Genomic DNA, 21,001 nt, shown 5'->3' with positions numbered 1-21,001 from the left:
GTCCAACCCCTACTGCCAGATGCGCCGCTGAGCCGAGAACGCTTCCAATCCTCCAGCAATCACCTCACCGTGCTCGACCCGATAGGGCTCCAACACGCTCAATGCGGTTCCTTCAGCGTGTTCGAGGTGCACGTCGATCCCGTCTCCGCCGGACTCGGGCAATCGCACGTCCACAACCAGTGCCGCCGCACGGATCTCCGCACGCATCCCAACCACCGCCCTCACGTTGAGCTCCTGTGCGTGCTGAGCAGACCCGGTCCCTGCCGCGACGATCTCGGTCCCACCCGAACGGTTCACCACCAGGGCAAACGGATAGAACTCGCCCCGCTCCGACAGCCGCTGCTCCGCCATGGTCAACGCCGTATCCAGCAGCCCGTCGAGATCGCCCTGAGCCGCCTCCGACGCGGTATCCCGCCACGAGACCAATCTGCTCCACTCCCCTCACAGCCATCCGACCGCCCGAAACGCTACCGCACTCCGAGCTTCGAGCCTCGCCCGTACACTCGCGGTGCGATGCCCGGAGGATCGAGGGAGCACGGCAGTCACAAGAGCGCCACGTTCAGACGCCCGTTCCCGCTGCTGCGCCCGGCGTCGACATCGCCAGCCGACGCTATTCGCGACAATGACTGGACGGCACTGCTGGCCAGACACGCGGACCACGGGCCGCGCTGCAAGCAGTATCTGGCTGCGCTGGCACGCGTCTCGACGGTCCTCGGCGAATGACCGTGTCGGGGAACTGCGTTCGAGCTGCCGGGTAGGGCGACCGGCCAACGCTTCCACTGTGGCGGGAACTGTCCACGGCGTTTCGCGGTGCGACCGGACATCGACCGGGTGATCATCTTGTCTTGCACTGGGCGCATGCGCTGGCAGAACCTCATCGCACGCGAATCATCGACCTATCCGTGTGCGTTCACATCGATGCGCGCCGCGCCGAGCTGCGAGTGCTGATCGACCAGTGGGTGATGGTTCAACTCCAACCGCGGTCGTTGGTCCGTCGCGACTAGCCGATCGACACCTATTTGCCGGGCTGCTGCGCGGCGCGGTGTCGCATCGACACCGCGATCGACCTGGCGAGCGGAGCATAGCGGATCTGTCGATACTATTGCCACTATCGTCAAAAATATCATAGCAGTTGTCATTTATAGTCACAGATGTATAGAAGCGCCGAGTCGTATGCTATTTTCGATGTATGAGCAGGGAGGAACGACTCCTAGATCTGGCTGACCTAGCTGGGTCGCAGTGGGGTCTGTTCACCTCCATGCAGGCTGGTGACCTGGGCTTCAGTGCTCAGCAGCTCAAGCGTCTCGCTGATGCGGAACTGATCACCCGGCTCCGGCAAGGGGTGTATCGGCTGACCGGCGCGCCAGAGGCTCCGCAGGACCCCATTCGGGCTGAGTGGCTGGCACTGGAACCCAAGCGGCTGGCCGCCGACCGCTTGGCCGATGCGGTGCCTGTAGGGGTGGTGTCCCACCGTTCGGCGGCACGCTTGCAGGACCTCGGCGACATCGACGCCGACTTTCACGAATTCACCGTGCCGAAGCGGCGGAGTACCCGCAGCCCGGATGTGAAGTTCCATGTCCGGGAACTGGGGTACGAAGACTGGCACTTGGTGGCCGGCCTACCGGTGACCCGACCATTGCGCACCACCGTGGATCTCGCCGCAGCACGAACCGACGGCGGGCATCTGGCCTCGATCGTCCGCGACGCCATCCTCACCGAAGACACCACCCGTGACGAACTCGCCGCCGCGCTGCGCCCGTACGCCCACTACTACGGCATGCCGATCGGCGCTGGGGACGAGCTCGTCCACAACTTCATCGGTCAAGCGGGCGTCCCCGAATCAGCCAAGGCCCTGACGCGAAGCGACCGCGGCGTGGACTGGGTGCTTGTCAACCCCGAGACAAATCGGCCAATTGCCATGCAATCCAAGTTCTTCGAGCGTCGACCGTTCAAGTTCGCTCTGAATGAGCTCGAGCGTCGGCTCGATGATCCCGCCCTCGCCGAGGCGTTGCTCACCGCCCTACGCGGCTCTGCGGTCGACGCGAGCCGTATGTCGGCCGCCCTCGGTAATGTCGTCGCGCACAACAGGTGGACAGCGGACAACGAGTCCGTCGTCCGTGCGCTACTGGAGACGATTGCTCGGTCGGTTCGAGCCGAGCGCAACAACGACGAGGGCGGGGGCGGGGATGACGGTGACACGGAAGTACCCGAGCGACCGGGGGTTTCAAGCCGCGATCAATCAGCGGATCAGTGAGCGGGCACGCAGTATCAAGCGTCCCACCGAGGAGTTGCGGCGCGAGTTCTACATGCAGCGGATGCTGGCCAGAGTGTTCGCCGATCCCGCCGCGCCCTGGATCCTCAAAGGCGGAACATCGCTGCTGGTTCGTATTCCAGGCGCCCGTCACAGTCAGGACGTCGACTTATTGCACCTGAAAGCCGATCTGGACCAGGCATTCGGCGAACTCCGCGACCTCGTAGTCGCACCCAGTCCGCTGGACCGGCTGACCTTCGACCTGAAGGTCAAGAAGCAGAACGTGAACGAGGGCGGCACCTCGGTGTGGCAACTCCAGGCAACGCCTCGCCTCGGCACGACAGAGCTCCAGCACTTCCCCATCGATCTGACCGCGGGCAAGCAGCTCATCGGTCGGATCGACCGGATCGCTCCGACGCCGACCATCGAGATCCCCGACGTCCTGCCGCCGCCGGAATTCGCCTGCTACCCGCTGGTCGACCAGATCGCCGACAAACTCGCCGCCATGTACGAGTACCACGGCGAAGAGCGTCAGCCCTCGACGAGATGGCGCGATCTGGCCGACCTGCTGCTGATCATCGGCACCTCCAGCTTCGACGCCACTTCGATCCAGCTCGCCCTGCAACACCAACGACAGCACCGGCCCGCGCTGGAACTGCCCACCGCGATCCATTCGCCCGGCCCGCGTTGGAAGGCTTCCTACCGCGACATCGCGGTGAAGATCAGCCGACTCCCGGCGGAACTGCACCACCTGGATGCCGCGCTGGACTTCCTCGGGCAGTGCATGAACCCAATCCTGGACGGCACCATGGCGATCGGGACCTGGAACCCCTCGGCCCTCCGCTGGGATGAAGGCACGTAACAGTGTCGTTGGGTCCGTTCGCTCTCCAGCGAGTGCGATAGCCGGGGTTGGTCGGGGAGCCTCCGCCGTCGCACATGCGGAAGGCCCACCGGGCGATGGGTCACTTCATACACCCGCGGAGTCGGCAGTCGGGCACGAAAACCGCCCCCGGCTCGGGGGAATATCGGGGTCGTCCCGGATGTGCGGGAACCCCTCCCTGCCTACCGTCGAGGTATGCGCCTGACACCGATCCTCGCGGCCGTTTCCGCGGTGGCCCTGCTCGCCGCGGGCTGCGCGAACGACACCGAGACCGGGTCGCAGGGTGTCTCGGATGCTCGGCTGCATGCCGTGCAGGAGGACATCGATAGGGCGGTCGGGGCGGGCGTCACGGGGGCGATCGCCACGGTCACCGAGAACGGTGCGACCGAGGTCCGCACCGCTGGAGTGGCCGACCTCCGAACCTCCGCGCCGATTCCCGCGCAACCTCCGCAGCGCACCCGTGTCGGCAGTGTCACCAAGTCGTTCACCAGCGCGCTGGTGCTGCAACTGGTCGCGGAGGGGAAGGTCCGTCTCGACGAGCCGATCGCCGACACCTACCTGCCCGCCCCCGGCGAACGCGATATCCGCGGGCCGCACCCGGCGGGCTACGCCACTTCGGACGGTGTCGTCACGGACGTCTCGCGCATCGAACCGTCCATCCCGTGGGCGGCGGGCGCACTGGTGTCCTCGGGCGCGGATCTGAATCACTTCTACGGCGCGCTGCTGGCGGGTCGGGTGCTGGCCGCCGCCGAGCTCGAGCAGATTCGCGCCGGGGTGCCCATCGATCCGGAGTCCGGAATGGTCTACGGCCTAGGGCTCGGCTCGATGCGACTGTCGTGCGGCGCGGAGTACGTCGGGCACAACGGCGCAATTCACGGCTATTACACGCTGTCCGGCGCGACCGTCGACGGCCGCGCGGTCACCGTCGCGATGACGAAGGCGCCCGAGACCGAACCCGACCTGATCGGCATGCTGGAACACGCGCTGTGCCCGTGACACTGGCTCAACGGAGTCCGAGCAGCTCGCGCTCCGCGCAGTTCAGCGTCTTCTGGAACCCACCGGCCACCACAGGAACCATGGCGAGCGTGCACAGCCCGGCCAGGATCGGCGAAGCCACCTCGAACCGCGAAAACCACCGCACCCGGGTGCCTTCGGGCACCGAACGGAATGCCATGAACCCCTCGTCGTGCCGCAGCGGAGGCGTGGACCTGGTGATCCGGTACCGCATCAGCGTCGGCGGGCGGTACTCGACGATCTCCTCGGTCAATCGCAGCAGCGGCGTGACGACCACCCGGACAGCGCCGCGGCCGTGGCAGTGCACATCGCCGGGGCGCACCAGGGTGACCCGCCGGACCAGCGAGATCCGGCGGTAATTCGTTGCGTCGGTGAGCCATTCGAAGACGTCGGCGACCGGCGCCGGAATGGTCCGCTCGATGTCGACGGTGCGCAACCGGCACCTCAGACGAGGTTCTTCTCTGTGCGGATCCTGCGGCGCAGGTCGGCCATCAGCGCGAGGCTGCCGCCGTGCCGCAGGAACCGGGGAATGAACCGGTTGACGAACCCGACGAATACGAACAGGTGCTCGAAGCGGCGCTGATCGGCCGCGGTCCACTCCAGCCGCATCTGGTCGCGGAAATACGGCGCGAGGAAGCCGATCGTCAAGAACTTCAACAAGTTCCGGAACGGCAGCCGCAGATACCAGTGGATCATGCGCAGGTTCAGTAGATCGTCGATGTAGGAGCGCACGTAGTCGTCGAGGACGGCTTGGTGGCACGCCTCGTTCCAGTAGACGTCGAACTCGGCGCGCGTCTTGGGCCACATGTCCTCGGTGACCTGCAACGTGGTGCCGAGCGTCGAGGACGAGGCGTAGAAGGCCTCGGCCTGCTCGTCGTTCATCCTGCCTTGCAGCAGCTGGTAGGTGTCCTCGAAACCGATGTACAGGCATGCGGCGACCCACAATTGGAGATTGCGGTCGAAGGCGTTGTACTTCACCGCGGCGCCCGGCTCGGACCGCACGTGGCGGTGCACCGCGTTCACCGCCTCGCGGTAGGCCATGCGCTCCTCGTCGGTGCCGAGGATGGCCACCGCCAGATACTGGGTGGTGGTGCGGGCCCGCTTCCACGGGTGCTTCATGAGCGCGCCGCTTTCCACCTTGCTCTCCGCGACGCCGTAACCGACACCGGGCCTGGCCATTTGCATCGCGACGTTGGCCGCGGCGCCCGCGAAGGACCAGAAGTCCAGGGCGTCGGACAGTTTGATCGGCCGCTTGGTGATCGGGCGGTGCGCGGAGCTGATGGGGATGCGCGTCTGCTCCTTGGTCAGTGGCGCCGGTTCGTTCTCGTAGGAGGGCTGGGCGACCGCGGTCATGGGAGTCCTTCCGTTGTCTTCCTGAGGGGCCGGGCCAGGCGCGCGAGCAGCGCCACCGTGAATTGCCCGGCGCCGAACAGGAATCCGGCGAGGAACAGCCAGCCGAGGAACTCGAAAACTGTCATCTCCACGCTGAGAATCCTGTTGAGTGCTTTCATCGTTCGACCTCCCGGAGGTCGATGCGGAGCCGGTGCGCCCGCGCTCGCCTGCGGCGAGATCCGCTGCCACCGTGGCGCGCTGTGCGCGGGCGGCCGGGCAGGGGGAAACGAGGAACCGAGAGTCGTCACCGCGACCGGGTTGCTCGTCATCGAACGTCTCCTGCTCCGGGGCGAGATCGCCCCTCCGTCGATTATGTTACCGATAATTCTGCATGGCAAGTGCAGCTGATGTCCTGGTTTTCCCCTGTTTCCTTCGGTATCCATCTAGAAAAGTGTGGCGGTGTTCTAGAGGGGATTGCGAGCCTGACGGGCATACCGCAGCCGCGGCGGGCGCAGCGCGGAGCCGATCCGGACCGCGCGGGCGTAGACCGCGAAGGCGGCCGCGTCGCCGGGGCGAAGCGGCGCGTCGAGTAGTTCTCTGGCGCGCTCGTGCAGCAGCGCGCGAACGGCGAAGCCGGGCAGCCTGCGCGGCGTCCACGCGTCGGGGCGCAGCACCTGATCGCGCAGCGCCAGCGTGTCGGCTCCCGGCGGCGGCAGGGCCGCGCACGCGTCGGCGAAATACCGGGTGAACTCGGTCCAGGTGGCCGGCGCGTGCCGGTCCGAGATGCCGTAGCGGCCATACCATGCGTGGCACTCCGCGTAGAGCTGCTCGCGCCGCGCGGGCGTCAGCCCGCCGGAGAAGGTGTCGATGCTCGTTATGAGGGTGTCGACGTAGGTGGCGTGCTGGAAGAAGAAGAGCTCGGGATGGAGGGCGTGATAGCGACGGCCGAGGGCATCGGCGCCCTTGACGTGCTCGTGTCCGAAGCGGATGACCGAGCGCAGATCTCGGTCGCTGTAGGCGATGTTGATCATCCCGCCCACGGTGCGCCGCTTGTGCTCCCAGAGCCGGTTCGGCGCGTGGTCGCGGAGCGCGGCGGCGATCGCCGGGTGCAGCACCTGGAGTGCGACGGCGCGCGGCAGCGTCAGGGCGAAGCGTCGATCGCCGAGGTGGCGCCGCAGTACGTTGCTTGTGTCGAGCACCTGCGCCTCCCCTGTCTGCCGGGCGAGGCCATCGCCGTCGCTCATGAGAACGCTCGATAACTTATTCGCGCAGCACCGGTCCGTCAATCGGTGCTTCATGGGACTACTCCCAGAGCAAGTTCCTGGGAATCTGTCCAAAATGCTTCCGCAATCCTGTGAATCGTGCGTAACATACGGGTCATGCCGGACCGGATGTACACGGTTGGGCGCCCCCGCGACGTCGCGATCTCCTTCGCTCTGCGCGGGTGCCGTCAGCGGGTTCGGCCGGTGCAGGAAAGGATGCGACGTACATGCTCAAGAAGCTGGATCGACTATTCAGCTACGAGATGAAGGTCTCCGAGTTCCTCGGAACTCTGATCATTCTCGGAATCCCCTACGGGCTCGTGGGAGTCGTCTGGACGCTGACCCATACGAGTCATCTACGCGATATGCACGGCATCGACGTGGTCATCTCGTTCCTCGGGTCGATCGTGTGCTGGCCGGTGCTCACCTTCTCGAATGTGTGCATGACCTGATGATGATCCTGGTGTGGCTCATCGACATCGTGGTGATCGGCGTCAAGATCCTCGGTGGGCGAATGAAAGTCAATCCGATCCTGCGTTACGGGCTGTGGCTCGCCGTGCTGAGCGCCGTCGTGGCCGGCGTCGCAGCGCTCGGCTACGGATTGGTGGCGTTGCAGCACTTCCTCAGCGAACCGGCCTGACCGGTCGGTGCGCGGACAGGTGCCCGGGAAATATGTGACTTCGTGGAAACTTGTTCGAGTTGTAAGTGTCTGATATAGGCGCGATGATGCGCTGATTAGCTCGATATATTTGCAGGTCGACTGCTCGTTCAATGATTCGGGCCAGCCTTCACTATGAGACACATCGATCCAGTTGTGTCGAGAATTCCTATTCACATGTGACTTGTGTCGCGCGCCCGGGCTGTGCGACACTTCACACGCTCCGCGCCCTCGAGGGGGTCACCGTTACCGGTCGGCGAAGTGAGCGAGAAGAAGGCCGAGAAAGGACTCGGGCAGCGTGACAACCATCGAACGACCTCCGGGTCGGATCGAGCCGGAGCAGCCTCCGGAGCGCACCGACCTGGAGCGAGCCGTCGACGATCTGAAGGGTCTGTGGCGGCGTCATCCGCAGCGATCGCTGGAAACCCTTGGCAGGCAAGTGATGCTGGGCCGCGACGCGGTGATCGAACTGTTCCGGGCGATCGCCGCCCGGCGTTTCCCGTATCACGAATTCATCAGGCAGTGCGCGTTCATGTCGAGCGTCTCCGCGGCGCCGACCGTGCTGGTCGCGATTCCGATCGCCGTCGTGGTCTCCCTTCAGGTGGGCGCGCTGGTCAACCAGGTCGGCGCGACGACGTTCATCGGCGCGGTCGCCGGACTCGGCATCATCCGCCAGGGTGCGCCGCTGGTCACCTCGCTGATGATCGCGGGCGCGGTCGGCTCGGCGATCTGCGCAGACCTGGGCTCGCGCACCATCCGCGAGGAGATCGACGCCATGATGGTGATGGGCGTGAATCCGGTGCGCCGCCTTGTCGCGCCACGCCTGGTGGCCGCGGTCCTGGTGAGCATGCTGCTGTGCGGGTTCATCGTGTTCGTCGGCTTCGCGACGGCCTACATGTTCAACGTCTACGCCCAGTCCGGGACTCCGGGTTCGTTCATCGGCTCGTTCGCGTCCTTCGCGGTGGCCAACGACCTCATCGTCGCGCTGGTGAAGGCGGCCATCTTCGGCGCGCTCACCGCGATCATCGCCTGTGACATCGGGCTGCACGCCAAGGGCGGCCCCGGCGGCGTGGCGAACGCGGTGAACTCGGCGGTCGTCACCTCGGCGCTGATGCTCTTCGCCACCAACATCATTCTCACCCAGCTGTACAACACGCTGTTCCCGACGAAGGTGATCTGAGGTGGGCACGAAGTACACCCCGCCCGCCCTGAGACCATTCCGGGCGGTCGGTACCGTCGCCGCCGTGCCCTATCGGGCGAATCAGCGGCTCGGCCACCAGGCCATCACGTTCTTCGAGGCGCTGGCCGCGATTCCCTTCGTGCTCAAGCACTATCGCAAGGAAGTGCTGCGACTGACGGCGGACGTCGGATGGGGCAACGGCTCGCTGGTCGTCGGCGGCGGCACCGTCGGCGTGGTGATCATCCTCTGCGCGTTCGGCGGCATCACCGTCGGCATGGAGTCGTTCACCGCGCTGAACCTGCTCACCATGGGCCCGCTGACCGGTGCGATCTCCGGCTTCGCCACCACGCGCGAGCTGGCGCCGATCCTGGCGACGCTGGCGTTCGCCATCCAGGCCGGGTGCCGGTTCACCGCGCAATTGGGTTCCATGCGGATCTCCGAGGAGATCGACGCGCTGGAATCCATTGCCATCCGCCCTCTTCCGTACCTGGTGAGCACCAGGATGATCGCCGCGACGCTGACCATCATCCCGCTGTACACGGTGGGTCTGGCCACGGCGTACCTGGCCACCAAGCTCTCGGTGCTCTTCCTCGGCGGCACCTCCGCGGGCACCTACGACCACTACTTCTTCCAATTCCTCATCGGAACCGATGTCTTCTTCTCGCTGCTCAAGGTCGTGGTCTTCGTGCTGCTCGCGACGTTCATCCAGTGCTACTACGGCTATGTCGCCTCGGGCGGGCCGGAGGGTGTCGGCGTCGCTGCCGGACAGGCCATCAAGATGGTGATCGTCGTGATGGTCTTCGCGAATCTGGTTCTGACGCTGGCTATCTGGGGCATCGACCCCGGTTTCCGGATCTCGGGATAGGGGCGGGCATGCTTCTCGATCCCAGTGGCCGCGGGCCGACCGCGCGTCAGCTCTCCCTGGCCGGCCTGGCGATGGTGACGGCCACCGCGCTGCTGCTCGGCCTGCTGATGCTGCGCTACAACGGCTATTTCGAAGACAAGGTCCGGGTGACCGCCGAGCTGACCAGCACCGGCGACGGTCTGCCCGAACGTGCCGACGTGAAGTTCCGCGGCATGGTGGTCGGCACCGTCGCGGGTGTCGAGGTGGTCGCCAAGGGAGAACGGCAGCGCGCCGAGATTCACCTGAAGCCCGCCGTCGCGCCGACGATTCCGGCGGCCGTCACGGCGAGGGTGGTGCCGAACAATCTGTTCGGCGTCACCGCGATCGAGCTGGTGGACAACGGCTCGGCGGGCGCGAAACTCGTCGCCGGAGCGGTGATTCCGGAGGACACCAGCACCTCGACCATGCAGTTGCAGACCACTCTGACCGTGCTGCGCGACGTGCTCGACAACATCCAGCCCGAAAAGCTCGGCCGGGTGCTGGCGACGCTTGCGGCGGCGCTCGATCCCAGTGCGCGCGTGCCGGGTTCGACGATCGAGCGGCTCGACCTCTGGGTCACCCAGATGCGCACCGTCCCCGGTGTCGGTGAACTGCTCGGTGATCTCGGCCGGGCGACCACGGAACTGAGCAAGTCGGCACCGGATCTGGTCGGCGTGCTGGCCGAGTCGGTGACGGCGGCCCGCACCTTCACCGAGCGCCGCGACAACCTCGTCGCGCTGCTCGCCAACGCGAGCAACACCATCGACTCCGTCAACTCGCTGTTCGCTCGAAACCCCGATGCGGCAAAGGACCTCGTCCCCGGACTAGACCAGCTGTTCGGCAGCCTGGCGCAGGACACGCAGGCCATCCCGGACACCGCGCGCAACCTCAACGCGTCGCTGGAGAGGCTGGCCACGGTGTTCCACTTCGGGCCGAGCCGCCAGATGGTGTGGAAGATGGACGTCACCTTCACGCCCTTCCAGCAGTACACGGCCGAGGACTGCCCGGCCTACGGTTCGCTCACCGGTCCTCGCTGCGGTGGCCCGACGGTGCCGGAAGTCGCACCGGACCAGGAGTTTCCGGATCGGCTGCAACCGCGCTGGTTGGATGCCGCCGGTCCCCAGCCGACGCTCACGCTGCCGGGACTCCAAGCGGCGCCCGCCATCCCGGGCATTCCGGGTTTGCCCGCGATCCCGGGCCTGCCCGCCATTCCAGGAATCACCGCCCCCGGTGTGGCCACCCCGGCGGCGCGTCCGATCGCAGGCGGACGCGGGCACGCCGGTGTCGCCGCGATCGTCGGTGGGCAACCGACCGCCGCGCAGCTCCTGCTGCTGACGCCGCTGCTGGCAGGCGGGACGGTGACCGTGTACGACACCGCACCGGCGGAAGGGGGCAACTGAGATGAAATCCGGAAAGGCCCTCGCGGGCTTCAGTCTTTTCGCGGTGCTTGCCATCGCGCTGACCTACACGATCTGGTCGACCTTGCAGCGCTCGGTGCCCGGCGACACGCACACCTACTCCGCGACTTTCTCCGACGTGATGGGCGTGCGGGTCGGCGACGACGTCCGCATGGCGGGCGTGCGGGTCGGCCGGGTCGATCGGATCGATTTCGACGACGACTACAAGGCCGTCATCGATTTCCGCATCCAGGACAGGCAGCGGCTGACCACAACGACCAAAGCCCTTGTGCGATATCAGAATCTCATCGGCCAGCGCTATATCGCGCTCGTACCGGGCAAGGAGGAGGGCGACCCGCTGCGTCCGGGCGGTCACATCTCGTTGGCGAACACCGAGCCGTCCTTCGACGTCTCGGCGCTGCTCTCCGGTTTCGAGCCGCTGTTCAGCGTGTTGCAGCCCGATCAGGTGAACTCGCTGTCGGAGACGCTGATTCAGGCGTTGCAGGGCGACGGCGTCTCGCTGAGCACGCTGATCACCCAGGCCGCCGATCTGGCAGGCACCTTCGGCCAGCGCGACCGCATCCTCGGCGACGTGATCACCAACCTGAGCAGCGTGATCAGCGGATTGGCGCACCGCTCGAGCGAATTGGAGACCCTCATCGTCCAGTCGAGGGCCCTGGTCGAGGCGCTCTACGCGGAAGGCGAGTCGCTGAAGCAGTCCGTCGATCTGGTGGCCGAGTCCACCGATTCGCTGGTCTCGCTGATCGCTCAGGTGCAGCCCGACCTGGCCAGGGCGCAGGACGACGCGACCACCGGCATCGCCATGCTGCTGCTCAACGGCGCCGCGCTGGACAAGGCCGCAGTGCAGTTCCCCAACTTGCTCAACGCGCTGGCTCGCTTCACCAGCTACGGCACGTACGGCAACGCCTACATCTGCCGGTTGGACGTCTCGCTGTGGGGCGTGCTGCTCCCGCCGGGGCTGTTCTCGCAGGTCGGCGGTAATTCTCAGTCGGAGGTGTGCCGGTGATGACGCGGATTCGGTTGCCGAGGTATTCGAAGAACCGCTACCTCTGGCTCGGCGTGATCGCGGCGGGCTTCGTGGCGTTGCTGCTGGTCGGTTCGAGCGTGGTGTCCGAGGCGCGGCTGGCGGACAAGACGATCAAGGCCGAGTTCGCCCAGGCGGCGGGGCTGCGGCCGGGGGCGACTGTCGACGTCTCCGGCATCGAGGTCGGCCAGGTCCGCGCGGTCCGGCTGGCGGGCGACAAGGTGGTGGTGGATCTGCGGGTGCGCCGCGACCTGCGGCTCGGGCCGAACGCGCGGGCAGCCATCAAGATGTCGACGATCCTGGGCAGGCTGCACGTCGAGCTCACACCCGGGGATGGAAAGGGCCTGCCGGACAATGTCATCCGGCTGTCGAACACTTCGGTGCCGTACAACCTCGGCAAGGTGATCCAGGACCCGCAGTACAAGTCGTCCTTCGAACGGATCGAGCGCATCGACCCAGGCAAGCTGCGCCAGGCGCTGGACGTGCTCGACCAGCAGATGGGCGACTCGCCGCAGCTGACCGTCGCCGCGCTGGACAGCATCGGCGCGCTGGCCAAGGTGATCAACGATCGTCGCGACGAGGTCGACACGCTGCTGAAGAGCATGGATCAGGTGTCGCAGCTGGTCGCGGACAACCAGAACAGCGTGCTGCTGCTGCTCACCCGCGGCGAGGCGATCGGCAACGCGGTGGCGTTGCGGCAGGACCTGCTGCGGCAACTGCTCGACAACGTCGCGGCGCTGTCGGCCCTGTTGCAGGAGATGGGCGTCGAGAACAACGACCAGCTCGGCCCGCTCATCCAGAACCTGAACACCATGACCGAGGGTCTGGAGAAGAACCGGGAGAACCTGGACCGGCTGTACGAGATCATGCCGGTCGCCATGCGGCAGTTCAACAACGCGCTCGGCAACGGGCCGTACGGCGAGGTCTGGGCGCCGTGGATCTTCCCGGACAACTGGCTTTGTTTCGCACAAGCGGTACCGGGGTGCAACTGATGAGGATTCGTGCGGTCTTGAAACTGGTCTCGGTGTGCGTCGCCGCGGCCGTGGGCAGCGGCTGTTCGCTGCTGCCCGAGAGCGTGAGTTCGCTGCCCGACCAGTATCTCGGCGAACATCTGCGGATCAGCGCCGATTTCGAGAACGTCGCCGGGCTCTACGCGGGCAACGAGGTGGCCGTCCTCGGCGTTCCGGTCGGCCGGGTCGACACGGTCACCGCGCGCGGCAGCTACGTCGAGGTCACCATGTCCATCGACAAGAGCGTGAAGGTGCCCGCCGACGCCATCGCGGCGCTGGTCTCGCCGCAGCTGATCACGAATCGGCACGTGGAGCTGGCCCCCGCCTACACCGGTGACGGACCGACGCTCGCCGACGGTGCGCACATCCCGCTCGCCCGCACCAGGACGCCGGTCGAATTGGACCGGATCCTGGAGAATTTCGACCAGCTGGGCGCGGCGTTGAAGGGCGACAGCGAGAACGGGCCGATGGCAAGCCGGGTACTGTTCCCGCTGCTCGACGGCAACGGCGACCGGCTGCGGGAGACGCTGGACGCGCTCTCCTCGGCCTTCGAGGTGACCTTCGCCAACGGGGACCAGATCGCCAACACCATCATCAAGCTGAACGAGATCACCCAGGTGATCGCGTCCAACGACCAGACGGTGCGCGACTTCAGCGGCAGGCTCACCGAATTGGTGCAGCTGATGGGCGAGCAGTCGCCCGGCCTGCACGCGGTGCTCACCCAGCTCAACGATTTCGTGAACAACACCGCGACGGTGGTCGGACAGAATCGGGATCAGCTGGCGGGCGCGCTGACCCGCTTCGTGGCGATCACCGAGCAGATGCGCGCCAACGCGCGTCAGCTGACCGAAATCGTCGACGTCACACCGCTGTTCTTCCAGAACATCACCAACTCGATGAGCCGCGAGCACGGCGCCGTACGACTGCACGGCCTGCTGGACAAGATCGTGCTGGACGGCGAGGCGCTCGCGCTGTTCTGCGAGCGGATTCAGCTGCGGCTCGACGGTTGCCGGACCGGGAAGATTCAGGACATGGGACCGGATTTCGGTCTCACCGCCGCACTGCTGGGGATCGCGAAATGAGGACGAAGGCGGTGCTGCGACGCACCCTCGCGGCCGGGCTGGTGGCCGCGAGCATCGGCACGGCGACCGGATGCGCGGTGACCGTGGACAACGTCCCGCTGCCCCAGCCGGGCATCGGCGCACCCGGCTACAAGATCCACGCCGCGTTCCGCGACGCGCTCAATCTGCCCGATCGCGCGCACGTGAAGATCGGCGGCACCGACATCGGCGTTGTCACCGGCATCAGCACAACGAACTTCATCGCCGACGTGGAAATGGAGATCCGCGAGGACATCCGGCTGCCGCGCGGTACCACCGCGGAGCTGCGGCAGGCCACCCCGCTCGGCGACATCTTCGTCGCCATGACGCTGCCCGCCGCGCAGGACGGCGCGCAGATGCTGCGGCCAGGTGACACCATCGGCGCCGAGCACACCTCGGCGGGCGCCTCGGTGGAGCAGTTGATGGTCTCGATCTCCATGCTGCTCAACGGCGGCGGCCTCAATCAGGCCGCCAAGATCACCTCCGAGATGAATGCGATGTTCGCCGGGCGAGCACCGCAGCTCGCGCATCTGCTGACCGAATTGAGCAGCGCCATCGAGGCGCTCAACCGCAGGACCGCGGACATCGACAGCGTGCTGTCCGGCGTCAACGTGCTCACCGGCGAATTGGCCGCGCGCAAAGCCGAACTCGGCGAGGCCGCCGACACCTTCCCCGCGCTGCTCGGCCTGTTCGCCGAGAACAACAGGGACATCTCGGCATTGATCGGCAAGGTGTCGGTGACCATGTCCGCGCTCGGCGATTTCACCGAGACCACCGGCCCCGAGTTCGTGAGCCTGTTCGACAGCATCCAGCGCCTGATGTCCGGATTCACCCAGATGGGCGACGAACTCGGCCAAGCGTTGGAGCGCTTCGATCAGCTGTACCCGTCGATCATGGCCTCCTTCGACGGTCCGAATCTGTCGGTCGCGGCGACGGTTTCCTACCTGAGCGTGGGCGCGCTGACCGATCCGCGGGGCAGCCGTTGGCCGGAGGTCGGTGACGTGCCCGCCTTCATCGGCAGCCTCGCGCAGGTCATCGAGAAGGTGATCGGCAGGCTGACCAGCCCGCCGCGCACGGAGGGCGGCCGATGAACATCCCACTCTGGAATTACCTGGTCCGCAAGCGGATCGCGGTCGCCAACATCGGCCTCGTGCTCGTGCTGATCCTCGGCTCGGCGTATCTGGGCGCGCAGGTGCTGCGCTTCAACCCGCTGCCGAACACCTACCTCGTCACCGTGGAATTGCAGACCTCGGGCGGATTGCTGGCCAACAACGACGTCACCTTCCGCGGCACCAGGGTCGGGCGGGTGCGCGAGGTGAGGGTCGCCGACATCGGGATCGCGGCCGTCGCCGAAATCCATTCCGCAGCACGCATTCCCGTGGGCGGTACCGTCGCCGTCGGTCGCCTGTCCGCGGCGGGGGAGCAATACTTGGATTTCCGGCCCGACTCCGACACCGGCCCGTACCTCGCCGATGGCGATGTGGTGGCGATGTCCCAGACCAAGGCCCCGGTCTCGGTGCAGTCCGTGCTCGCGAACGTGAGCGGCATGATCGGCGGCATGAACCCGCAGCGGCTCACCGTCATCATCGACGAGCTGGACAAGGCGCTCGCGGGCGGCCCGGATCGGTTGCGCAACATGATCTCCGGCATCAGCAGGGCCATGGCGGGCCTCACCGATCTGCTGCCGCAGACCAGGCAGTTGATCGAGAACCTCGAGATCATCGCGGAGACCACCTCGCACGCCCAGCCCGATCTGACGACACTGACCACCGGCGCGGGCGCGCTGTTCGAGCAGCTGACCGCCGCCGATCAGGAGGTCAGGCGCTTCCTCGACCTCGCACCGGGTCAGCTGGCGACGCTGGGCGGCTTCGTCACCGAGACCGAGGACCCCGTGACCAATCTGGTGACGAACTTCGTGGCCATCACCAAATCAGCGAAGCTGCGCCAGCCCGCCATCGCGGCGCTGTTCCCCGCGCTGCGCGAAGGCACCGAGGCGATCGGCATCCCCGCGCACGACGGCGCCTTCCACACCCTCGTAGACCCGTGGCCGCGGCCGACCTGCGACTACGAGACCATCCCCGTCGTCCCGACGCTGGCCACCACCGACACCAGGGTGCGGCTCTACAACTACTGCGTCACGAACAACCCGGCACTCCAGGTGCGCGGTTCGGCGAACGCGCCGCGGCCCAATGTGCCCGACAACGGGTCCGGCCCGCCGCCTGGCGTGACCGGCAACGAATTGTCCCGTCCCGTTCCCGGGCGATAGGAAGGAAATGCCATGAGTGACAACGATGTCGATAGCGGCGCCGCGTCCGTCGCGGGGGACAACACGGCGAAGGCAGCCGATGAGACGGCTGCGGATGTGAAAGCTGCTGCGGCGCAGAGCGATGCGAAACCGGCTGCGTCCTCGGATGTGTCCGCCGTCGCCGCCGCGAAACCGGCTGCGTCGGAGGGCGAGGTGAAGGCAGTGGTGTCCACCGATGCGAAACCAGCTGTGGCGGACGGCGAGGTGAAAGCGGCGGATTCCACCGCCGCAGGCGCCACGGTGGACGCGAAACCAGCTGCGGCGGAGACAAGTTGGCGCGATCGTCTGCGCATTCCAGGCGGCGCCAATGGCGTCGTTGCGGCACGTGCCGCGGTGGCCGTGCTGCTGGGCGCCGCGGTCGCTTCGACCGGCTGGTTCTTCGTACAGAACCGGAACAACGAGGCGCTGCTGGAAGCCCATGAGGAGGCCAAGGCGGCCGCCTGCGCGTACGCGCCGGTGCTCGCGAACTACGACGCCAAGAACCTCGACGCCTATTTCGCCGCGGTGCTCGACGGCGCGACGGGCGACTGGAAGAAGCAGTTCGACGACACCAGCCGCGAGCTGAAAGAGGTGCTGACCCAGGGTGAGGTGGTTTCCAAGACCAACGACGTGCAGTGCGCGGTGAAGAGCGGTGACGAGACCTCCGCGGAGGCGATCGTGGTGATCGGCCAGACCATCACCAGTGTCGGCACCCAGGGCAAGCCCGCGCCGGGTCAGCTGTCCATGGTGATGCGGATGGCGAAGGTGGACGGCAAGTGGCTGGTGAACAAGGTGAATTCACCGCTGGTCCCCTCGCCGCAGCAGTAGCGCTTCGTCTTTCGTCTCTGATCACCGAGTCGTCGCGGCGGGCCGCCCGAACAGGATGACCTGCATCAGGTGGATCACCCGCGCCTGCGAGCAGATCGGGTTGTCGGGGCCCAGCCACTGGCCGAGGTCGACGACGAGTGCGAAGGCGGCGTGCACCAGCACCCGCGACTCGGCGGCGGACAGTTCCGGGCGCACCCCGACGACGAGCTTGGCCCACTCTTCGACGTTGAGCCGCTGGATGTTCCGCAGCACGGTGCGGTCCTCCTGCGGCACGTTGCTGATCTCGGCGTAGTAGACGAAGGTCAGTTCCCGCTCGGCGAAGGAACCGGCGACGTACAGCTCGATCAGCCGGGTCAGGGCGCGCTCGGGGTCACCCGCGGAGGCGGCGATCGCGGGGCCGATGGCGGCCGAAACCCGGTCCGCCGCACGGCGGAACGCGGCGGCCAGGATGTCGCCCTTGCTCCGGTAGAAGCGGTAGACGGCCGAGGACGCGGGCAGTTCCGCGGCATTGGCGATGTCCTCGACGCTCACGTTGGGATAGCCGCGTTCGTGGAACAGTTCGATGGCGCGCCGCAGCAACAGCTCGTGCTTGAAGCGCAGCGGCACCTCGGTGGCGCCGTCGGCGACCGGCGCCTCGCCGACCGGCGGCAGGTCGGAACGCACGACATCCAGGCACGCCGTGCGCAGCAGCCTGGTCAGCGAACGCACCGGAATCGACACGTGGTGATCGGAGATGCTGCCGATGACGCTGAGCGCGGCAGTGGCCAGGACGATGCTGTCCGCGCCCACCTGCTCGGGCCGCGCCTCCGCGAGCAACCCGCCGACCACCCGGTACGCCTCGATCAGCTGCTCGATCAGGACCCGGTAGTCCTCCTGCTCGAGGTAGCGGCTCTGCCACCGCAGCAGAGCCGCGCCGCGGCGGTTGGCGATGGACTTCTCGATGAGCGTGTCGAGAATGTGCTCGAGCCGCAGGCTCGCCGGGGCGTCGGCCAGGTCGTCGGGCAGCTGCACGGCTTCGGCGCAGAGCGCGCTCAGTCGCAATGCCTCCTCGCGGAACAACGCGTATTTGCTCGGGTAGTGGCGGTACAGCGCGGTGGAGCTGATGTCGAGCCGGGATGCGATCTCCTCCATGCTGACGCCGTGGTACCCCAGTGCGCCGAAGGCTTCGGCGGAGGTCGCCGCGATCTGCGCTCGCCGGTTTCGCGGCCGTCGTCGGATCACCTTTGGCGCGGCGTTCTCACCGCTCGCGCTCTCACGCGGGGCGCGGCCTTTGTGCGCATCCATGCGGCGATGCTAACCCAAACGGATGCTCGGTAAAGCCGCCTTTCTGATGCCGGAATCAAACTGAATGAAAGATCACAAACTAGTGGTAACACATGTGTTATGCCGGACGATCATAACGATGGGGATCAGAATATTCGGTAACATCAACGGTGCGAGCGAGACCCACGCGGCATCCCGGGGGAGTGCTCCTAGACCTGAGCGGGGCGGCCGAACAACACGATCCGCATCAGCAGCCGGACCCGATCCTGCGCCGCGAGCGGTTCGCTGCCGAACGAGCGGCCGAGATCGATGACGAGCGCGAAGGCCGCGTGGATGAGGAAGCGCGCCTCGGCGGGCGAGAGCTCGGGTCGCACCTCGCGCAGCAGCTTGGCCCATTCCTCGACGCTCAGTCTTTGGATATTGCGCAGTACCGAGCGCTCCTCGGCCGGAACATGCTGGAACTCGGTGAAATACACGAACGTGAGGGCGCGCTCGGCGAACGAGCCGGCGACGTAGTTTTCGATCAGCGCGGTGAGCGCGGCTTCCGGTCCGTCGGAGGTGGCGACGGCCGGACCGATCGCCGCCGAGACGCGGTCGGCGGCCCTGCGGAACGCTGCGGCCAGCAGATCGCTCTTGCCGCGATAGAAGCGGTAGACCGCCGACGCGGCGGAAAGCCCTGCGGCGCTGGCGATCTCCTCGACGCTCACGTTGGGATAGCCACGCTCGTGGAAGAGCTCGACCGCCTTGTGCAGCAACAGCTCGTGCTTGAACGACTCCGGGATCTCGATCGGCGTCGCGGGTTCCGCGGTCGCAGCCGCGGGCGGCAGCTCCGCGCGCGCCAACGCCGAGCAAGCCGAGTCGAGCAGCCGGGCAAGGGATTTCGCGGGCAGCGCGGCGTGGTGGTCGGCGATGCTGGTGATGGCGCTGAGCAGCGCGGCGCGCAGCACCCGGACGTCGTTGTCGTCCAGTTCGGGGCGCAGTCCGCGCAATTCGGTGCCGAGTGCGTCGAGCACGGTGGCCTGCTGCTCGGCCAGGATCCGCTGATCCTCCGGCTCCAGGTAGCGGCCCTCCCAGCGCACCAGCGTGACGCTCGGACGGTTCTCGATGGTCGCGCCGATCAGTGCGTCGAGCACCCGGTGCAGCCGCTGCTCTGGGGTGAGCTCGGCGGTGTCGTCGGGCAGCTCGACCGACTCCGTCATCGCGCGGCCCACCCGCAGCAACTCCTCCCGGAACAGCGCGTACTTGCTCGGATAGTGCCGGTACAGCGCGGCCGAGCTGATCCCGAGTCCGGAGGCGATGTCCTCCATGCTCACGCCGTGGTAGCCGAGCGCGCCGAAGGCGGCGGCGGACGCCGCGGCGATCTGGGCTCGCCGATTCTTGGGCCTGCGCTTGATCTCCCGTGGTGCCGAGTCGCCGCTGACTGCCTTTCGCGCCGTACGGCGATTGTCGACACTCATGCCGGACATCGTAACGACTCCGCTCGCACTGTGATTTGCCCAGGTCGCGGTACGTCGAACGGGCCGGGTCCGCGCCGAGGGCTCGTCGTGGCGGTCGTTTCCGTGTGGTCCCGAGGCTTGGTCCGCTCCGGGACCACACGGTCCGCCGTTCGGCTCGGCGTGACGACGAGGCGGGATGCGCCGCGCCGTGCCGTTCGGAGCTCGGCGACCGAATCATCCGCACCGAGGGCACCAGCAGTCGGCGTGAATCGCTCACCGAACAGATATAAACATACAGGAGCAGTAGGCCAGGTAAGCGTCAAAATTGAGTCAAGAATCGATAGTCACTAAATGTGCGCGACTCGAGGCGGTGGTGTTACCGTTGCGCCGGGGCCGTCGCGCAGACGGATCATCGAGAGAAGTGGGGGTTGCCGTGTCGGCATTTCAAATCGCGGTGGTGTTGTACCCGGGCATGACGGCGCTCGACGCCATCGGCCCGTACGAGGTGCTGCGCTTCGCACCGGGCGCGGAGATCCGCTTCGTCGGTCACGAGGTCGGTCCGGTCGTCACGGACAGCGGTGCGCTCGCGCTCGGCGTGACCCACACCTTCGACGAGACGCCCGCTCCTCGGCTGGTCGTCGTGCCCGGCGGCCCGGCCGCGACCGCCGTCGCGGCGGACAAGAAGGTACTGGACTGGGTACGCGCCGTGCACCGGACCAGCGAATGGACCACCTCGGTGTGCACGGGTGCGCTAGTGCTCGCCGCGGCGGGTCTGCTGGACGGTAGACCCGCCACGACGCATTGGGCGGCACAGCGCCCCCTCGGTCTGCTCGGAGCGGTGCCGAAGCCCGGCGAGCGGTTCGTGATCGGCGACCGCATCGCCACGGCCGCGGGCGTCTCGGCGGGCATCGACCTCGCGCTGTGGCTGGTCGGTGAGATCTTCGGCAGGGAACGCGCCGAGGTCATTCAGCTCGGCATCGAATACGATCCGCGGCCGCCCTTCGACGCGGGCCACCCCGACAAGGTCGATGCCAAGGTGCGTCGTACGGCGCTGGCCGGCCAGGTGCGGCTGCTCGGGCAGTTGCGCCACAGCGGAACTCTGCTGCGCACCCTCACCGGTGCGCAGGAGGCGTTGTGGCGCAGCGCCATTCGACGGATCCGAGCCTGACGGCCGCGGT

At 66.9% G+C, this 21,001-nt stretch carries 22 protein-coding genes; 15 read left to right on the top strand and 7 right to left on the bottom strand.

Annotated elements, in window-relative coordinates:
• Positions 1 to 9: 9 nt before the first annotated feature.
• Complete coding sequence (locus ACRWNM_RS08470; protein ID WP_431965217.1) at positions 10 to 426, bottom strand: hypothetical protein; 417 nt, start codon at positions 424 to 426, stop codon at positions 10 to 12.
• Between the two features lie 763 nt (positions 427 to 1,189).
• Here ACRWNM_RS08470 and ACRWNM_RS08465 point away from each other — a divergent pair.
• The 3 genes from ACRWNM_RS08465 to ACRWNM_RS08455 all read left to right on the top strand — a co-directional run bounded on the left by ACRWNM_RS08465 (position 1,190) and on the right by ACRWNM_RS08455 (position 4,127).
• A complete protein-coding gene (locus ACRWNM_RS08465; RefSeq protein ID WP_431965215.1) occupies positions 1,190 to 2,254 on the top strand; it encodes a type IV toxin-antitoxin system AbiEi family antitoxin domain-containing protein in 1,065 nt (354 codons plus the stop codon).
• Positions 2,187 to 3,113, top strand: a complete 927-nt coding sequence (locus tag ACRWNM_RS08460; protein WP_431965213.1) for a nucleotidyl transferase AbiEii/AbiGii toxin family protein — start codon at positions 2,187 to 2,189, stop codon at positions 3,111 to 3,113. Before ACRWNM_RS08465 ends, ACRWNM_RS08460 begins: the two co-directional genes overlap by 68 nt.
• A 213-nt stretch (positions 3,114 to 3,326) precedes the next feature.
• Complete coding sequence (locus ACRWNM_RS08455; RefSeq protein ID WP_431965211.1) at positions 3,327 to 4,127, top strand: serine hydrolase domain-containing protein; 801 nt, start codon at positions 3,327 to 3,329, stop codon at positions 4,125 to 4,127.
• A 7-nt stretch (positions 4,128 to 4,134) separates the two neighbouring features.
• On the opposite strand, the gene ACRWNM_RS08450 is transcribed toward ACRWNM_RS08455, so the two are convergent.
• The 4 genes from ACRWNM_RS08450 to ACRWNM_RS08435 form a co-directional block, all read right to left on the bottom strand.
• Positions 4,135 to 4,581: an SRPBCC family protein gene (locus tag ACRWNM_RS08450; RefSeq protein ID WP_431965209.1), complete on the bottom strand. Its 447-nt coding sequence runs from the start codon at positions 4,579 to 4,581 to the stop codon at positions 4,135 to 4,137.
• 8 nt (positions 4,582 to 4,589) lie between these two features.
• Entirely contained in the window at positions 4,590 to 5,498 is a 909-nt protein-coding gene (locus tag ACRWNM_RS08445) for an oxygenase MpaB family protein (protein WP_431965207.1), read from the bottom strand.
• Positions 5,495 to 5,656 carry a hypothetical protein gene (locus tag ACRWNM_RS08440; RefSeq protein WP_431965205.1) on the bottom strand — a complete coding sequence of 54 codons (162 nt, stop codon included), beginning with the start codon at positions 5,654 to 5,656 and terminating at the stop codon, positions 5,495 to 5,497. Before ACRWNM_RS08440 ends, ACRWNM_RS08445 begins: the two co-directional genes overlap by 4 nt.
• Before the next feature lie 285 nt (positions 5,657 to 5,941).
• Positions 5,942 to 6,721: an oxygenase MpaB family protein gene (locus ACRWNM_RS08435; protein WP_431965203.1), complete on the bottom strand. Its 780-nt coding sequence runs from the start codon at positions 6,719 to 6,721 to the stop codon at positions 5,942 to 5,944.
• A gap of 245 nt (positions 6,722 to 6,966) precedes the next feature.
• Between ACRWNM_RS08435 and ACRWNM_RS08430 the strand changes: the two genes are divergently transcribed.
• The 11 genes from ACRWNM_RS08430 to ACRWNM_RS08380 all read left to right on the top strand — a co-directional run bounded on the left by ACRWNM_RS08430 (position 6,967) and on the right by ACRWNM_RS08380 (position 17,124).
• Positions 6,967 to 7,191: a hypothetical protein gene (locus ACRWNM_RS08430; protein ID WP_431965201.1), complete on the top strand. Its 225-nt coding sequence runs from the start codon at positions 6,967 to 6,969 to the stop codon at positions 7,189 to 7,191.
• Complete coding sequence (locus ACRWNM_RS08425; RefSeq protein WP_431965405.1) at positions 7,191 to 7,379, top strand: hypothetical protein; 189 nt, start codon at positions 7,191 to 7,193, stop codon at positions 7,377 to 7,379. Before ACRWNM_RS08430 ends, ACRWNM_RS08425 begins: the two co-directional genes overlap by 1 nt.
• Positions 7,380 to 7,704: 325 nt before the next feature.
• Positions 7,705 to 8,577 carry an MlaE family ABC transporter permease gene (locus ACRWNM_RS08420; protein ID WP_431965403.1) on the top strand — a complete coding sequence of 291 codons (873 nt, stop codon included), beginning with the start codon at positions 7,705 to 7,707 and terminating at the stop codon, positions 8,575 to 8,577.
• Between the two features lies 1 nt (position 8,578).
• Positions 8,579 to 9,442 (top strand): ABC transporter permease, encoded by an 864-nt coding sequence (locus ACRWNM_RS08415; protein WP_431965199.1) that lies wholly within the window; start codon positions 8,579 to 8,581, stop codon positions 9,440 to 9,442.
• An 8-nt stretch (positions 9,443 to 9,450) separates the two neighbouring features.
• The gene (locus ACRWNM_RS08410) at positions 9,451 to 10,860 is read left to right on the top strand and encodes an MCE family protein (RefSeq protein ID WP_431965197.1); all 1,410 of its coding nucleotides are present in this window, start codon (positions 9,451 to 9,453) and stop codon (positions 10,858 to 10,860) included.
• A 1-nt stretch (position 10,861) separates the two neighbouring features.
• Positions 10,862 to 11,884: an MlaD family protein gene (locus ACRWNM_RS08405; protein ID WP_431965195.1), complete on the top strand. Its 1,023-nt coding sequence runs from the start codon at positions 10,862 to 10,864 to the stop codon at positions 11,882 to 11,884.
• Positions 11,884 to 12,894 carry an MCE family protein gene (locus ACRWNM_RS08400; protein ID WP_431965193.1) on the top strand — a complete coding sequence of 337 codons (1,011 nt, stop codon included), beginning with the start codon at positions 11,884 to 11,886 and terminating at the stop codon, positions 12,892 to 12,894. The genes ACRWNM_RS08405 and ACRWNM_RS08400 overlap by 1 nt, the downstream gene beginning before the upstream one ends.
• The gene (locus tag ACRWNM_RS08395; RefSeq protein WP_431965191.1) at positions 12,894 to 13,994 is read left to right on the top strand and encodes an MCE family protein; all 1,101 of its coding nucleotides are present in this window, start codon (positions 12,894 to 12,896) and stop codon (positions 13,992 to 13,994) included. The genes ACRWNM_RS08400 and ACRWNM_RS08395 overlap by 1 nt, the downstream gene beginning before the upstream one ends.
• Positions 13,991 to 15,103 (top strand): MCE family protein, encoded by a 1,113-nt coding sequence (locus tag ACRWNM_RS08390; RefSeq protein ID WP_431965189.1) that lies wholly within the window; start codon positions 13,991 to 13,993, stop codon positions 15,101 to 15,103. The genes ACRWNM_RS08395 and ACRWNM_RS08390 overlap by 4 nt, the downstream gene beginning before the upstream one ends.
• Entirely contained in the window at positions 15,100 to 16,278 is a 1,179-nt protein-coding gene (locus tag ACRWNM_RS08385) for an MCE family protein (RefSeq protein ID WP_431965187.1), read from the top strand. Before ACRWNM_RS08390 ends, ACRWNM_RS08385 begins: the two co-directional genes overlap by 4 nt.
• A gap of 12 nt (positions 16,279 to 16,290) precedes the next feature.
• Positions 16,291 to 17,124, top strand: coding sequence for a hypothetical protein (locus ACRWNM_RS08380; protein WP_431965185.1), 834 nt, complete (start codon positions 16,291 to 16,293; stop codon positions 17,122 to 17,124).
• 21 nt (positions 17,125 to 17,145) lie between these two features.
• Here the strand turns inward: ACRWNM_RS08380 and ACRWNM_RS08375 are convergent, their stop codons facing one another.
• Together ACRWNM_RS08375 and ACRWNM_RS08370 are read right to left on the bottom strand one after the other, a co-directional pair.
• Positions 17,146 to 18,408: a TetR/AcrR family transcriptional regulator gene (locus ACRWNM_RS08375; protein ID WP_431965183.1), complete on the bottom strand. Its 1,263-nt coding sequence runs from the start codon at positions 18,406 to 18,408 to the stop codon at positions 17,146 to 17,148.
• A gap of 188 nt (positions 18,409 to 18,596) precedes the next feature.
• Entirely contained in the window at positions 18,597 to 19,844 is a 1,248-nt protein-coding gene (locus ACRWNM_RS08370; protein WP_431965181.1) for a TetR/AcrR family transcriptional regulator, read from the bottom strand.
• A 412-nt stretch (positions 19,845 to 20,256) separates the two neighbouring features.
• On the opposite strand from ACRWNM_RS08370, the gene ACRWNM_RS08365 reads away from it, so the two are divergent.
• The gene (locus ACRWNM_RS08365) at positions 20,257 to 20,991 is read left to right on the top strand and encodes a DJ-1/PfpI family protein (protein ID WP_431965179.1); all 735 of its coding nucleotides are present in this window, start codon (positions 20,257 to 20,259) and stop codon (positions 20,989 to 20,991) included.
• Positions 20,992 to 21,001: the final 10 nt, after the last annotated feature.

It is taken from the genome of Nocardia sp. bgisy134, assembly GCF_965341865.1.
In the GTDB taxonomy this organism is placed as follows: domain Bacteria; phylum Actinomycetota; class Actinomycetes; order Mycobacteriales; family Mycobacteriaceae; genus Nocardia.
This window is presented reverse-complemented; position numbering and strand designations above follow the sequence as displayed.